Annotated in this window: 13 protein-coding genes and 1 other RNA gene; 8 read left to right on the plus strand and 6 right to left on the minus strand. The window is 65.4% G+C overall.

Features of this window, described 5'->3' with window-relative positions; all coding sequences use genetic code 11:
- The first annotated feature begins 130 nt into the window (after positions 1–130).
- Positions 131–973, plus strand: a complete 843-nt coding sequence (panB, locus tag V9E98_15935; GenBank protein ID MEI2718454.1) for a 3-methyl-2-oxobutanoate hydroxymethyltransferase — start codon at positions 131–133, stop codon at positions 971–973.
- 41 nt (positions 974–1,014) lie between these two features.
- Here panB and npdG read toward each other — a convergent pair whose 3' ends face one another.
- Genes npdG through V9E98_15950 form a run of 3 tightly spaced genes read right to left on the minus strand, consistent with a single transcriptional unit; the run spans position 1,015 to position 3,149 of the window.
- Positions 1,015–1,689, minus strand: coding sequence for an NADPH-dependent F420 reductase (npdG, locus tag V9E98_15940; protein MEI2718455.1), 675 nt, complete (start codon positions 1,687–1,689; stop codon positions 1,015–1,017).
- A gap of 24 nt (positions 1,690–1,713) precedes the next feature.
- A complete protein-coding gene (locus V9E98_15945) occupies positions 1,714–2,856 on the minus strand; it encodes a CaiB/BaiF CoA-transferase family protein (GenBank protein MEI2718456.1) in 1,143 nt (380 codons plus the stop codon).
- 26 nt (positions 2,857–2,882) lie between these two features.
- Positions 2,883–3,149, minus strand: coding sequence for a hypothetical protein (locus V9E98_15950; GenBank protein MEI2718457.1), 267 nt, complete (start codon positions 3,147–3,149; stop codon positions 2,883–2,885).
- 39 nt (positions 3,150–3,188) lie between these two features.
- Between V9E98_15950 and map the strand changes: the two genes are divergently transcribed.
- The 6 genes from map to rnpB all read left to right on the plus strand — a co-directional run bounded on the left by map (position 3,189) and on the right by rnpB (position 7,803).
- Positions 3,189–4,061: a type I methionyl aminopeptidase gene (gene map, locus V9E98_15955; GenBank protein ID MEI2718458.1), complete on the plus strand. Its 873-nt coding sequence runs from the start codon at positions 3,189–3,191 to the stop codon at positions 4,059–4,061.
- Between the two features lie 347 nt (positions 4,062–4,408).
- Positions 4,409–5,191 carry an ROK family protein gene (locus V9E98_15960; GenBank protein ID MEI2718459.1) on the plus strand — a complete coding sequence of 261 codons (783 nt, stop codon included), beginning with the start codon at positions 4,409–4,411 and terminating at the stop codon, positions 5,189–5,191.
- 451 nt (positions 5,192–5,642) lie between these two features.
- A complete protein-coding gene (locus V9E98_15965; GenBank protein MEI2718460.1) occupies positions 5,643–6,698 on the plus strand; it encodes a molybdopterin-dependent oxidoreductase in 1,056 nt (351 codons plus the stop codon).
- Positions 6,695–7,072, plus strand: a complete 378-nt coding sequence (locus V9E98_15970; GenBank protein ID MEI2718461.1) for a hypothetical protein — start codon at positions 6,695–6,697, stop codon at positions 7,070–7,072. Before V9E98_15965 ends, V9E98_15970 begins: the two co-directional genes overlap by 4 nt.
- Before the next feature lie 5 nt (positions 7,073–7,077).
- Positions 7,078–7,392, plus strand: a complete 315-nt coding sequence (locus V9E98_15975) for a molybdopterin dinucleotide binding domain-containing protein (protein MEI2718462.1) — start codon at positions 7,078–7,080, stop codon at positions 7,390–7,392.
- A 43-nt stretch (positions 7,393–7,435) separates the two neighbouring features.
- Positions 7,436–7,803: RNase P RNA component class A (gene rnpB, locus V9E98_15980), an RNA gene on the plus strand.
- 82 nt (positions 7,804–7,885) lie between these two features.
- Here the strand turns inward: rnpB and V9E98_15985 are convergent.
- Positions 7,886–9,085, minus strand: a complete 1,200-nt coding sequence (locus tag V9E98_15985) for a hypothetical protein (protein ID MEI2718463.1) — start codon at positions 9,083–9,085, stop codon at positions 7,886–7,888.
- A gap of 1,280 nt (positions 9,086–10,365) precedes the next feature.
- Between V9E98_15985 and V9E98_15990 the strand changes: the two genes are divergently transcribed.
- Entirely contained in the window at positions 10,366–12,567 is a 2,202-nt protein-coding gene (locus tag V9E98_15990; protein MEI2718464.1) for a PAS domain S-box protein, read from the plus strand.
- Between the two features lie 73 nt (positions 12,568–12,640).
- Here V9E98_15990 and V9E98_15995 read toward each other — a convergent pair whose 3' ends face one another.
- Together V9E98_15995 and V9E98_16000 are read right to left on the minus strand one after the other, a co-directional pair.
- Positions 12,641–13,531, minus strand: a complete 891-nt coding sequence (locus tag V9E98_15995; GenBank protein MEI2718465.1) for a hypothetical protein — start codon at positions 13,529–13,531, stop codon at positions 12,641–12,643.
- 128 nt (positions 13,532–13,659) lie between these two features.
- Positions 13,660–14,274, minus strand: coding sequence for an L-threonylcarbamoyladenylate synthase (locus tag V9E98_16000; protein ID MEI2718466.1), 615 nt, complete (start codon positions 14,272–14,274; stop codon positions 13,660–13,662).
- Positions 14,275–14,348: the final 74 nt, after the last annotated feature.

Here is a 14,348-nt window from a genome sequence, read left to right on the forward strand (position 1 = left end):
ATGCCATTCGGGAATATTCGGTCAGCGTGACCCACGTCACATTGGGAGTCTGGCCACCGGCCGGTCGCGGGTGGGACGATGGCCTCGTCGCGGCGACCCGTGTGTGGCGTCGACGATTTGGAGGATCACCATGTCCGACACATCCGCATCCGTCTCTGTCTATGGCGGCATCACCAACCGGCGCATCACCGTCACCGATCTGGCGAAGGCCAAGGAGGCCAGTGAGAAGTGGCCGATGCTCACCGCCTACGACGCCATGGTCGCCGGACTGCTCGACGAGGCCGGAATCCCGGTGCTGCTCGTCGGAGACTCCGCTGCCATGGTCGTTCACGGCCACAGCACCACGCTGCCCATCACCGTCGATGATCTGGTCCCGCTGACTTCCGCCGTCGTGCGCGGCACCACTCGCGCCCTGGTCGTGGCCGACCTGCCCTTCGGCTCCTACCAGGAGGGGCCCAAGCAGGCTCTGCGTTCCGCCACGCGCTTCATGAAAGAGGCCGGAGCTCACGCCGTGAAACTCGAAGGAGGTGTGCGCGTCGTCCCGCAGATCCAGACACTCGTCGAGGCTGGGATTCCGGTGATGGCACACATCGGGCTGACCCCTCAGTCCGTCAACACGATCGGCGGCTACAAGGTGCAAGGGCGCGGCGAAGCCGGCCATGTTCTGCTCGATGAAGCCTTCGCCGTCCAAGAAGCGGGCGCGTTCGCCGTGGTGTTGGAGGTGGTCCCTCACGACCTCGCCGAGCGTGTCACGAAGGAGCTCGACATCCCCACCATCGGCATCGGAGCGGGCAACAGCACTGACGCCCAGGTCCTGGTCTGGCAGGACCTGCTGGGTCTGACCCCGGGACGCGCGCCGAAGTTCGTCAAGCCATATGCGGACCTGCGCGGCATCATGACGACCGCAGTCCAGACCTGGGCCGCCGATGTCGTCTCAGGTGAGTACCCCGACCTCGACCATTCGTACAACTGACGCACAACTGACGTACCACCGCTACACGTGAAGCAGCACCGCTACACGTCGGTGATGCGAACTCCGGCGTGGGTCTTGTAGCGACGGTTGATCGAGATCAGGTTGGCGGTCAGGCCCTCGACCTGTCCGCAGTTGCGCAAACGGCCACCGTAGATGCCCCGCAGCCCGGGGATTCTGTCGGCCAGCTCTTGCACGGCGTCGGTCGCGGCCCGCACGTCACCGAGGACCAAGATGTCCATGTCGGGCACAGACTCGAGATCCCGGTCCTGGAGCAGGACGGCGCTGACATGGTGGAAGGCCCCCACGACGACGCTGTCGGGCAGCAGGGCCTGCGCCTGCTGCGCCGCCGACCCCTCGGCGACGTCGAGACAATGAGCACCCTGCTTGTCGAATCCGAGCGGATTGACGCAGTCGATCACCAACTTGTCCCGCAGCGGTTCCCGCAGTGACTCCAGCAACGGCGCATGTCCTGCCCAGGGCACCGCCACCAGTGCCACGTCACAACGTTCCGCCACGTCGTCGTTGGTGCCTCCGATCACGCCGTGCCCCACCTGTGCGGCCGCGGCCTCGGCACGTTCGCGGTCCCGGGAGCCGATCAGGACCGGCAGACCGCTGCGAGCCCAGCGGTAGGCCAGTCCCAGACCTTGATCACCTGTGCCGCCGAGGACGGCGATGGTGGGGTGTTCGGGCAATGCGGGAGCGGAGTTCTCGGACATGGGGACCATGGTGACAGTTGCCAGTCAGGAGTGCGGCAGTGCCGTGCGTTCTGCCAACTCCGCCGGGACTCCCCACGCCTCGAGGGCAGCGGCTCCGTGCCCGAACTCCGAGCGCGGCACGGCCTGCCCCGGTGTACGCGAGAACCGAGGGGCGGGAGCGGGCTGCAACGGCTCGTCGGGCAGGAACGTGCCGCGTGCCTTCAGGTGGGGGTCTTCACTCGCCTCCACCATGGATCGGACCCCGAAAGTGCAGGCGTCGGTTCCGCGGAACGCGTCGTCCCATGCGTCGCGGGTGCGGGTCGCGATGATGTCGGTGAACGCCGTACGCAGCTCCGGCCACCGGGCCACATCGAACTGATTCGGCAACTCGGTGTCGTCCAGACCGAGAACCTCGAGGAACTCCGAGTAGAACTTCGGCTCCAGGCACCCCACCGACAAGAACTCGCCGTCGGCGCACCGGTAGACGTCGTAGAACGGCGCACCGGTGTCCAGCAGGTTTGTCCCCGGCGCATCGGGGTTCCACAGACCCTGCGCGGCCAGCGAGTACACGAGCATCATCAGATATGCGGACCCATCGACCATCGCGGCGTCGATGACCTGACCCCTGCCGGACCGGCTCCGCTCGAACAGAGCTGACAGAACCCCGAGCAACAGGAACATCGCCCCGCCCCCGAAGTCGGCGACAAGATTCACCGGCGGCACGGGGCGTTCGCCCTGCCGTGCGAAGTGACGCAGCGGCCCGGCCACGGCGATGTAGTTCATGTCATGCCCCGCGCGCTGGGCGAGCGGACCGTCCTGACCCCAGCCGGTCATGCGACCGATCACCAAAGCGGGGTTGTCGGCCAGCAAGTCGTCGGGAGCGAACCCCAACTTCTCGAGCACGCCGGGACGGAAGCCCTCGAGCAGCACATCCGCCCGGGCCACCAGGTCGCGCACAACCGAAGCCGATTCCGGATCCCGCAGGTTCACCCGTGCGGAGGAACGGCCCCGCAGGTGAACCGCCTTCTCGACATCCACAGCGTCGAAACCGGGCCCGGGCGCCTCGATCCGAAGCACGTCGGCTCCGAGGTCGGCCAGGAGCCCAGCAGCCATGGGAACCGGTCCGATGGCATTGAGTTCGACGACCTTCAGCCCCGCCAGAGGGCCCTGCCGCACGTTCGATTCCACTGTCGGACCCGGGTCTTCGTTCGGGATCAGGTCGATTCTCCTGACTCTTCGACTCCGAACTCCGGGTCGACCTTGGGCGTCACACCTTCCCAGGTGTCCTCGTCCTGGTCCCACTGCTCATTTCGTTTGGCCGCTATCTCCAGCGCACGAGAAGCGTCTTCAGCGGAGTCGAAAGGCCCCAGTCGCTCGGAGTTGGGGCAGCCTTCGTCCGGCTCGACCTTGTTGTGCACCAGGCAGTACCACCACTGCGCCACGCGAACTCCCTTCACTGCCGCCCAGTCGGGGCGATCCACGGCTCCACTCTGCCAGACCGGACATGCCAGAATCGCCGCATGTCCTCATCGACCACTGACCGGGTCCTGGAACCGGGTCGGATTTCGCCGCGACGCGCGGTCCCCGACTCGATCGAACGCCCCGAGTACGTCGGCCGCCCTGCTCCGGCTGCCTATCGCGGGCCGGAAGTGAAGGACCCCGACACCATCGAACGCATGCGGGTCGCCGGCCGCATCGCCGCTGACGCCCTGGCCGCAGTGGGTGCCGCAATCCGGCCCGGCATCACCACCGATGAACTCGACCGAGTGGGCCACGAGTTCTTGCTCGACCACGGCGCCTATCCGTCCACGCTGGGCTACCGCGGTTTCCCCAAGTCCTTGTGCACCTCGCTGAACGAGGTCATCTGCCACGGCATCCCCGACTCCACGATTCTGGTGGACGGCGACATCTGCAACGTCGACATCACCGCCTTCATCGGCGGCGTGCATGGGGACACCAACGCGACCTTCCTCGTCGGGGATGTGGATGAGGAATCCCGCCTGCTGGTGGACCGCACGCGCGAGGCGACGATGCGGGCCATCAAGGTGGTCGCCCCAGGACGTCCGTTGAACGTCGTGGGGCGGGTCATCGAGTCATACGCACGCAGATTCGGCTATGGCGTGGTGCGTGACTTCACCGGACACGGCATCGGCACGTCATTCCATACCGGGTTGATCGTGCCGCACTACGACGACCCCGACCTGTCGGTCATGATGGAGACCGGCATGACCTTCACCATCGAACCGATGCTCACCTTGGGGACGTACGACTACGACATCTGGGACGACACGTGGACGGTGACCACGAAGGACAAACGGCGCACCGCCCAGTTCGAGCACACGATCCTCGTCACGGCCTCCGGGTCGCAGATCCTCACGCTCCCTACCTCCTGACTGAGTCGCCCCCGACCGATCCGAACCCCCGCCGAGCGCCGCCCCCGACCGAGCGGCGGCGCCAGTCGCACCCCCTCCGCACTCAATGCCGTTCGCCCGCCAAATGGAGGCTGTTGCGTCGGACGCGCGAGTGAGCGTGTGAACGGCCTCCCGAGCGACCCCAGGTCAGACCCCGGACGACAACCCACCCTCGAACCAGGCCGAGAACTCAGCCGACAACCCGACAACGCGAGAAGCCGAGAAGAAGCCCATGCCGCAGCCAGGACCCACGCCTACCGAGGGCCGATTGCCGTGCTTCCCGGCGACGCAACTGCAAGAGTGGGGCCATCGAACCGTGAGGAGCATCCATGGCCAAGAAGGTCCAGCAGAAGGTCGTCAGCGCCACATGGCCCAAGAACGTCACCACCTTGGGCATCGATATCGGGGGCTCCGGAGTCAAGGCGTCGGTCTTGGACCAGGACGGCCAGATGATCACCGAGCGGGTCCGGCAGGACACTCCCTACCCCTGTCCTCCCCCCACCCTGGTGGCGACCATCGAAGAGGTCGTATCGAACCTGCCCAAAGCCAATCGCGTCTCGGTTGGTTTCCCCGGACTCGTTCGCGGCGGCAAGGTCATCCATGTGCCGTCGCTGTCCCGGCTCGAGTACGGCGGTCCTCAGGACTCCGCCATGGCGGAGCGCTGGCGTGGGTTCGATCTGGCTGGGGCGCTGTCCGAGAAGTTCGGCCTGCCCACGAAGGTCGTCAATGATGCCGACATGCAGGGATGCGCCGTCGCGCAAGGCGAGGGCTTCGAGTTCGTCATGACCCTGGGCACCGGGGTCGGCACGGCCCTGTTCAGCGACGGCAAGCTGCTCGATCACCTCGAGTTGTCGCACGGCCCCTTCCAGAAGTCGACCTTCGATCTCGTCCTCGGAAACGCGGGGCGCAAGTCGATGGGCAAGAAGAAGTGGCGCAAGTTGGTCCTCGAGGCCATCCACTGGTTCGACGAGATGCTGTTCTTCGACACCATCTACGTCGGTGGAGGCAATGCGAAACACCTTGATGCCGCCACCCTCCCGGCCAAGGCGCAGGTCGTCCCTAACTCCGCCGGTATCACAGGTGGGGTACGAGTGTGGGATCTGGCCCCCTGACCAGTGGCGGAACCTGAGGTCGATGCGGCGGGAGGTCTGCCCGCAATCCGCTACGTCCTCGACAAGGCTCGCGGCACGGGCCGTCCCCTCGAGGTGCTGGCGCGTGTTCGATCGGGCAACACGTGCAAGACGTGCGCGTTGGGCATGGGCGGCGACCTCGGTGGCATGGTCAACGAAGTCGGTCACTTCCCGGAGGTCTGCAAGAAATCGGTCCAAGCCCAAGCGGGTGACATGGCCCCGCCGATCCCCGAGGAGTTCTTCGCCCGTACCGACATCTCCGATCTGGAGCGGCTGACGAGTCGGCGAGGCGGAGACGTCTCGGTCGTCTTGCCTTTCCGATTGCCATCGGACCGGGGGATCGGACGTTCCGTCGGATGTCGTGGTCGGTTGCGCTGCAAGCCGCAGGGGACCGCGCTGAAGAGCACCGACGCCCGATCGAAGCTTCTTCTACCTGAGCGGCCGTTCCAGCAACGAAGCGGCCTTCCTGACGCAGTTGGTGGCGCGAGCGTTCGGAACCAACAATGTCCACAACTGCTCGTACTACTGCCACAACGCCTCATCCGTGGCACTGGCCCAGGTGTACGGATCCGGGACCTCGTCGGTCGATCTCACCGACTTGAGCCGCACCGACTTGGCGGTTGTGATCGGCGCCAATCCGGCCAGCAACCACCCCCGACTGATCACCCAACTCATTCGTTTGCGCGAACGAGGCGGACGGGTGATCGTGATCAACCCGCTGTCTGAGCTGGGGTTGCGCCGGTTCCGGCTCCCATCGGATGCCCGCAGCCTCGTGGCCGGTTCAACCGTCAGTGATCTGTATGTGCAGCCGCGGGTCGGCGGCGATGTACATCTGCTGACAGCAGTGTTGAAACGGCTGATCGAGTTGGACGGGCTCGATCATGACTTCATCCAACGACACACCCGCAACTGGGACGCCGCGCTCGACCATGTCAGACGAACACCCTGGGAGGATCTCCTGACGGGCTGTGGACTGACACGCAGCGATATTGATCGCTGTGCGGATCTGATCGCCGGGGCCGAGTCCGGAATCCTGATGTGGGCGATGGGTCTGACTCATCATGCACACGGAACTGACAACATCCTCGCGTTGGCCAATCTGGCTCTGGCTCGCGGCTGGCTGGGACGACCGGGCGCGGGGCTGCTGCCCATCCGCGGCCACTCGAATGTCCAAGGCGTCGGTTCGATGGGCGTCTCTCCCCTTCTGAAGAAGGAGTTCAGCACCCGACTGGAACACTTGTACGGGATCGACCCTCGGAATGCCCCCCGGCCAGGACACCTACGCGTCCATGACGGCAGCGCACGCCGGCGACATCGACGCGTGTGTGTTGTTGGGCGGCAATCTCTGGGGGAGCAACCCGGACTCGGGCTGGGCCACGCAGGCGCTGCGCCAGATCCCGTTCAGTCTGTCCATCACCACCAAACTCAACCCCGGGCACTTCCGCGGACGAGGCCAGGCGGCAATCATCGTCCCGGCGCTCACGCGTGACGAAGAAGCGAGAACCCACCACCCAGGAGTCCATGTTCAACTACGTGCGGTTCTCATGCGGAGGCACACCGATGGTCGCCGGTGAGATGCGTTCTGAGGTTGACATCATCGCGGGGTTGGCCGAGCAGATTCTGCCTCCCGATCGTTTCGAGTGGTCTGCGCTTCGCTCGCACGAGGCACTGCGGCGGGCGATCTCTCAGGTCGTCCCGGGTTACCAGGACATCCATCGGCCGGGGCTGCGCCGATCGCAGCGTCGCGAGTTCTCCGTCGCTGGGCGGGTCCAGCACTCCCCCGAGTTCCCGACGCAGAGACGGGCGAGCGCACGTTCCACGCGGTCGCATTGCCCGACGTCACCGCAGACCCGGACCAGTTGATCCTCATGACCGTACGCTCCGAGGGGCAGTTCAACACCGTGGTGTACGACGACGAGGACCTCTACCGCGGTAACACCGCCCGCGATGTCGTGATGATCAGCGCGGCCGATGCACAGCGCTGGGGCGTGGTGGAGGGCGATCGCGTGCTGGTCAGCAGCTCTTGCGGCTCGATGTCCGCCAGCGTGGCGATCACTGGGATCAGCGTCGGTTCCGCGGCCATGTACTACCCCGAAGCCAACGTCCTGGTGCCCCAGGTCTTGGACCCGCAGTCTCACACCCCCGCCTTCAAGTCCGTGCCGGTGCGCTTGACCCGCGCCTGACAGGTCTGGTGCGGGTGGTTCCGCCCACTACAGTGGACGTGGACGAGTCGGTCGGACGGTCGCGGTGGTACGCCACCGAGGAAAGTCCGGACTCCACACGGCAGGGTGGTGGCCAACAGCCACCCGGGGTGACCCGCGGGACAGTGCCACAGAAAGCAGACCGCCGCTGCGAAGCGGTAAGGGTGAAACGGTGGTGTAAGAGACCACCAGCGGCCGGGGTGACCCGGTCGGCTCGGCAAACCCCACCCGGAGCAAGGTCAAGAGGGCGCTTCGGCGCCTGCGCGGACGTTCGAGAGTTGCCCGCTCGAGTCCGCGGGTGGACCGCACCAGGCCGGCGGCAACGCCGGTCGCAGATGGATGGCCGTCGGCGTGCAAGCGTCACAGAATCCGGCTTACAGACCGACTCGTCCCCAATCCCCTTCGTTCGAGCGTGAATCTGCGCTGTTGGTGGCTCGTCGTCCCCCGTCGTCCCCCACGGCCCGGGCGAGCTGCGCTACGGATTCTTCAGCCGATAGGCGTGAATCACAGGGAACTGTTCACCGTCACCTTGGAACCCATTGAGGACCTCCACGTAAAGGGTGTGGGAGACGCGGTCATACGCAGCGCCGGCGACACGACGAACTGCTCCGGTGGAAGCGTCCTGCCCCTCACCGGTGGCCGGATAATCAACGGCCGAGATCTCTGCGGGGTCAACCTGCCAGGGTTGCCGGTTTCCCAGCGCCACGTCTGCAAGGTCCTGCGGGTCGTAGATGTACCAGTAGGGACGGTGATCGTCCGCCTGAAGTCCGCCGAACTCGTACGCGATCCGTCCCGTATTCAGTTCCGCGAAGTACAGCACACCGTGCCGCGACGGTTCGTCGATCCACACCGCGCCCCCCTCGATCGAGTCGCCGGGGGCCCAGTAGCCGCGCGAGTCCGGCCCCCGCCCCCAGTCCAGGTTCGCGGCAATCGAGTAGTTCGTCGGCCGTAGGGCCCACTGGTCGGATTGGGCCACCGGTACGGGGTGAGCCAGCAACGGCACGGGGTCGACGAGTTCTGCCTCTCCTGGTTCGGTGGTCGCAAAGAGAGTGGGGCCCATGCTCCCCGGCCCGATGATCGAGAAGTACCCGCCGAACCCGATCCCGAGGGTGCGCCCGCCGATGTAGGTGTCGGCGAACCACTGAGGGATTCGAAGCACCCCACCTCGAACCCGCTGAGCGTGCGCGTTCTCGGGATCCGATGTCACCCAGGGACCAAGCGAGCGCGTCGAACTTGCGTCTGAGAAGACTGTGGCGCCGAGGAAGTGGTCGTTCGATGTGTCGGCGTTGTACACGTCACCGAAGCTCCAGTAGAGACGATGGCTCTGGTCATCGAAGAACAGACCGTGAGTCCAGGTGCTTCCGTCGAACGGCTCCGGAGCGTCTCCGAGATGTTTGCGCCCCCCGTAGAGGTCGCATGGTTCCGCTGCGACAGTTGCCGTGGGCCAGGTGCTGGGATCTGTGCCGACCCCCGGAAAGGCAACCTCGTAGACGAGGCTTCCGCTGTAGACGTGCACCGCCGAGAAGAAGCGCAGTTCAGATCCGACCCGCCGAATGGCTATTCCACTGCTGCTGTAGGCGGTGGTCCACCCGCATGCGTGCTCGGGAAGCCGGAAGGCACCGAGGTAGTCGAAGTCCGAATACGACAGCACTTCGCGGGCAGGCGGGACTGCCACCGGATTGTCCGGCGCTGGAACCACGGGTGGTTCGGGCGTTGGAGGGAGCAGCCTGGCCCTCGGGCTGGGCGGACCGAGGCGATTGCCGGTGGCGAGGCGGAATCGAACCCAAGCCCCTCTCCCTCCGCCTGGCGGTAGAAGGGCCAGCATTCTGTCCGGGACCCGCACCCGCACGCCGTTGTTGACAGGCCGCGTGCGAATCACTGCCGTTCCGAAGCGACTGACACCTCGGACTCGCACCTTGACTTCCGTGAGGCAGCCGGGGCCGAGTGCGCATCCGGACCAAGTCCCCCACGCGAAATCGACCGGGGTGAAGCGACACGATGGCTGGAGAGTTCCGCTTGGTGGCCATGGAGTCACCAACTCCCGGGGCGGCGGCCCGGGGTCGATCCGGCGAAGGGCTGCTCGTCCCTACCCCCGCACGGGCGACTGGATCGCCTTCGAGTGCACCTGTTGGTGTCACCACCAGCATCGACGCGACCAGCGTCCCAGCAGCGACCACCAGCATCTTCGACCCAAACGCAAGCCCTCCCGGCCGATCGCCCGGGGAGCGACGTGCACCCTGCGGTCGGCTCGAGGCTCGATCTGTGTCGGCCATCATCTCCACCGCCTTCTCGGCGACCAGGACCCCACGACCCATAGATCGGCGTTCGCTGCACACCATCGCTCATGCACCGTGGCGCTCATGCACCGTGCGCCTGACTTGTCGCAGTGCCCCTCGTGGTCAGCAACTGGCAGCCCCGGGACCCCTACTTCACTCTACGTAGTTGTGTGGTGACAGTCGACTCGGATTCACGCAGCGAAAATCGCAGAGGGCGCAGTCGTCTCCGACGCACCTGCCACTTCGTGGGCGACGCAGGTCGCGTCCCACCACGGCCGGATCGCCCGTGCCGGGAGGCGTCAGGGGCTACTCTGACCAACACGCACATTCTGCGTCTTGTCAAGGGGGTGTCTCGTCTCAACTCCTCAAGCGGTCCCCTCCTCCGCTGCGGAGGCTGCCTGCGCTTGGACTGAACTGTGGGCCGGTATCGGCTCCGACGTACTAGCAGTCGGAAGCGTGACCGGGACGATCGAGTGGATCTCGGAGTCGGTGACGAGGGTGCTGGGCTGGCCGGTGGCTGACATGCTCGCCCACCCGCTCCTCGAATTCGTACATCCTGACGACGTGGCTACCGTCAAAGAGGCTCAGTCGAGACTGACGCAGGCGGGCCACGCAACGGTTGAGATGCGCCTTCGAGCCCGGGAGAGCTGGGTACCGGTGGGTTAGCAGCAGCGCTCGCGTGAGAGCCGATGAACAGGGAACAGCCATCGGATGGATCGCGTCGTGGCGTGACGTCGGTGCCGAGTACAACGCACAGTGGGTGGCCGAGTCTCGCACCAGACTGCGGGTCGCCACTCTGCAGTCGATGCTGGATCCCCACGTTTTGTTGCAGGCAGTGAGAGACGACTCAGGCAAGGTGGTCGATTTCGCTTACGTCGAGGCCAACGAAGCCGCTTGCGCCTACAACCGGGTCGAGCGCCAGGAGTTGATCGGGTCCACGGTCATGGGGTTGTTGCCCGCCCATCAGGCAACGGGACTGTTGGACCAGTACATCCGCGTGGTGAACACCGGGGTTCCGTTGGTTTTGGACGATTTCGTGTATCCCCACGAAATCATGGCCGAGCCCCGTCACTTCGACATCCGCGGCGTGAAGGTGGGCGATGCGATCTCTCTCACATGGCGTGATGTCACCGATAGGGCAGAACAGGCCGCCAGGATCGCCGCGTCGGAGGCTCGCTATCGCCTACTCGCGGAGGCATCGGTGGACGTCGTCGTCACACTGGATTCGGATGGGGCATTGACCTACGTGTCGCCGGCAGTGCGGGACCTTCTCGGCTGGGATCCTGGAGAACTCATCGGTACGACGATGCTGACCAAGGTGCACCCCGACGACCTCGCCCTGGTCGCGGACGCGCAACAGCGGATGCACTCGTCGGAAACGGGGCAGGGTCAGGTCATCGCGCGAGTGCGCTGTGCGGATGGGTCCTACCGGTGCGTGGGCGGTGTGGCCCGAGAGCTGCGGGCCGAGGATGGAACGCCGACCGGTGTCGTCGCGACGTGGCGAGACGTCACCGCCGAGGTTGAGGCTCAACGAGCATTGGCGAAGTCGGAGAGGCACTACCGCCTTCTGGCGGAGAACGCTTCCGACCTGGTGGCGTTGGACGCCATGGATGCAGTCGTGGGCTGGGTTTCTCCCTCGATCGAGCGGCTCGGGTACCTTCCCCGTGACGTTCTCGGCCAACCGTTCACTAGTTTCGTCCACCCCGACGACTGGGTGATCCTGCGTCGCGCCGGGGAACAGACTGCACGTGGGGAGTCGGTCACGGTTGAACTGCGAATCCGACGCAATGACGGCAAATACCGCTGGTTCCGGGGCCGGACGAATCCCATCACTGATGACACCGGGGCCGTGACGGCCCGAGTGTCCGGCTGGCAGGACATCGACGACGAGCGAAACACCCGCCAGGCGCTGGCGAGCAGCGAAGAGCGATTCCGAACGGCCATGCAGTCCGCTCCCGCCGGTATGGCGCTCATGAGCCTGCAACGCTCGTTCACCGAGGTAAACCCGGCTCTGTGCCGCATCCTGGGCGCGGAGCCCGATTGGCTCCTTGGCCGTGGTGTCGTCGATGTCCTGACTGAGGCCGACGCCGAACTGGACCGCCGCATGCGAGACCACCTGCTCGCAGGCGCGGAAGGCTTCGCTGGCCCGGAGACCCTCGCAGGAGCTGAGAGCCTCACCGCACGGGACAACTTCGTGTCGTGGGAGCATCAGATGCTGCGCTCGGATGGCAGGCACATCTGGGTGGAGCAGTCGATCGGCGTGCTCCACGACTCGAGCGGAGAGGTCACGTCGTTCGTCTGCCAGTTCGTCGACGTCACGCAAGCTCGTCAGGCCCGTGAGCAACTTCAGTTCTTGGCCACTCACGACCCCCTCACCAATCTGGTCAATCGGCGTGAACTCATCACAGAGATCGATGAGCGCCTCACCCACGAACCTCGAGCGGGCGTGAACGTCGCCGTTCTGTTCATCGATGTCGACGGCTTGAAATCGATCAACGACACCTACGGCCATCTCGTCGGGGACGGGGTCATTGCCACCGTCGCCCAGCGACTGCGCCGCTCGGTGCGTCACGCTGACGTCGTGGCCCGCATGGGGGGAGACGAGTTCGTCATCGTCTTGACCGCAATCACGACCCTGGATGACGCGGGCCGGGTCGCCGCCAAGATCCATGCCCAGTTCAATGCGCCGATCCACACCGGTGACCACACGATCCCCATCACACTCAGCATCGGGCTGACGCTGATCGCTCCCGGCGATAACGCCGACACCGCTCTCACACGAGCAGACACCGCTCTCTATCAGGCCAAGAATGAGGGACGGAACCGCACCGTGGTCGACCGCCAGCCGGCCAGTGCAGCCGGGGAATCAGACCCGCGTTGAGCCACTACTCGGCGATGCGCGGCCAGCAGTGGTCGATGAGGCGCTGTTGACCGACCGGACCCGCCTCGAAGACCTATGCCGCGTTCGGTCTGGAGGGCTGGGCCGCCTCTTCGTCGGGGATGCGGTCCGTCAGCGTCGGACCTAACTTGGCAGCCACCAACCACAGCCAAAGCAGCATGCCCACGTGCAGTACGTCGTTCTCGGAGAAGTAGAAACCGGCACCGTCGTTCCACAACAGCTGGGTGATGCCGGCGGCGTAGTAGGCGAAGTACGCCACCTGCACGACGACGAGCAGCACGGCTGCCCACAGGATCCACTTCTCCGCCTCTCCGTGATGTAGGCGGAGTCGCCTGGCGGCCACCGCGATGACGATGATGATGCCCGGCAACGCGAAAAGCATGAGGACCTCGAACGACAGCAGGACCTTGCTCGGGATCATCACCCCAGCGATCGCGACCACGCAGTACACCAGTGCGTTCAGGATCGCGTAGCCGATCAGTGCCCGCCGGGCACCACCGAGGGTGCAGACGAACGCGACAGCGATGAGCATCGCGCTCACGCTCCACGCCTGCGTGACGCTATAGCCGACTTCGAAGCCGTTGGTGTAGCGGCAGAACTCCTGGCCCGCGCACTTCAGTTCGTAGCTGAAGGCTTGGTAACTGACGCCGGCCTGCGCTGCTCCAAGGCCACCGAGGACAAGCGCGACCCCCAGCCACAGCCGAGACCGTTGTGAGCGCCGACTGACGAGGAAGTACACCCCGACACCGACCCAGAGCGCCGCCAACGCGAATACCAGGAACGTGCCCAACGGCTCGTTGAGGATCGTGTCGCCCACCTGGACGCACGGCCGGTCCTCGCACCACTGCTGCGGTGTGATCGGTGGGTCGTAGCTCAGCTCATCCAGCCGACCACAACCGGCCAGAAGAGGGAGCCCCAGGAGCAGTCCGAGTCGATGCATCTTCACAGGTGCGATCCTGCCGCACGACTGATCGCGTTGTCGGAGCAAACGGGGACGCTTCGTGCTGCAGAAATGGCCGGCAGCCGAATGCCAACGGGCAAACCACTTCCTTGGACTGCGACGGGGGGAAACCGTCAGCCGAACAGGCGTGAGGTGTCCCCGGAACCCTGCCGCGCTACCTCGGGCGGGGTTTGCGACAGATCGATGACGGTGGTCGGCTCGCCTCCGCAGAACCCGGCGTCGACGATCACATCCACCTGAGAACCGATCCGCTCGGCCACATCCGCTCCGTCGGACAGCGGATCGGTGTCGCCGGGCAGGATCAAGGTGGCCGACATCAACGGCTCCTCCAATGCCGCGACCAGCGCCAGCGCCACCGCGTTATCCGGCAGCCTGACCCCTACGGTCTTCTTCTTCGGATGCATCAGGCGACGGGGCACCTCTCGCGTCGCCGGCAGGATGAAGGTGTACGGACCTGGGGTGCAGGATCGGATCAACCGATAGTCCGAGTTGCTGACTCGCACGAACTGCCCCAACTGCGCGAAATCGGCACACACGAGAGTGAAGTGATGCTTGTCGTCCAAGTCACGTAACCGTTTGATCCGCTCGATTCCGGCGGCGTTGCCGAGTTGGCACCCCAAGGCGTAACCGGAATCGGTGGGGTAGGCCACCAACGCTCCCTCGCGCAACGAGTCGGCGACCTGGGCGATCAGGCGCGGCTGGGGATTGTCCGGATGAATCTCGATCATGCGGTTCACGCCCGACAATCTATGAGTCGGACCGCTACGTGGCGAGGCCAAGAACCATTTGTGTAAGCCGGAGG

The sequence above is a fragment of the Candidatus Nanopelagicales bacterium genome, from assembly GCA_037045355.1.
Classification (GTDB): domain Bacteria; phylum Actinomycetota; class Actinomycetes; order S36-B12.

Coding starts and splice junctions, on each gene's coding strand:
- V9E98_15975 (MEI2718462.1), top strand. CDS start 7,078: ATGACCGTACGCTCCGAGGGGCAGTTCAACACCGTGGTGTACGACGAC.
- map (MEI2718458.1), top strand. CDS start 3,189: ATGTCCTCATCGACCACTGACCGGGTCCTGGAACCGGGTCGGATTTCG.
- npdG (MEI2718455.1), bottom strand. CDS start 1,689: ATGTCCGAGAACTCCGCTCCCGCATTGCCCGAACACCCCACCATCGCC.
- panB (MEI2718454.1), top strand. CDS start 131: ATGTCCGACACATCCGCATCCGTCTCTGTCTATGGCGGCATCACCAAC.
- V9E98_15960 (MEI2718459.1), top strand. CDS start 4,409: ATGGCCAAGAAGGTCCAGCAGAAGGTCGTCAGCGCCACATGGCCCAAG.
- V9E98_16000 (MEI2718466.1), bottom strand. CDS start 14,274: ATGATCGAGATTCATCCGGACAATCCCCAGCCGCGCCTGATCGCCCAG.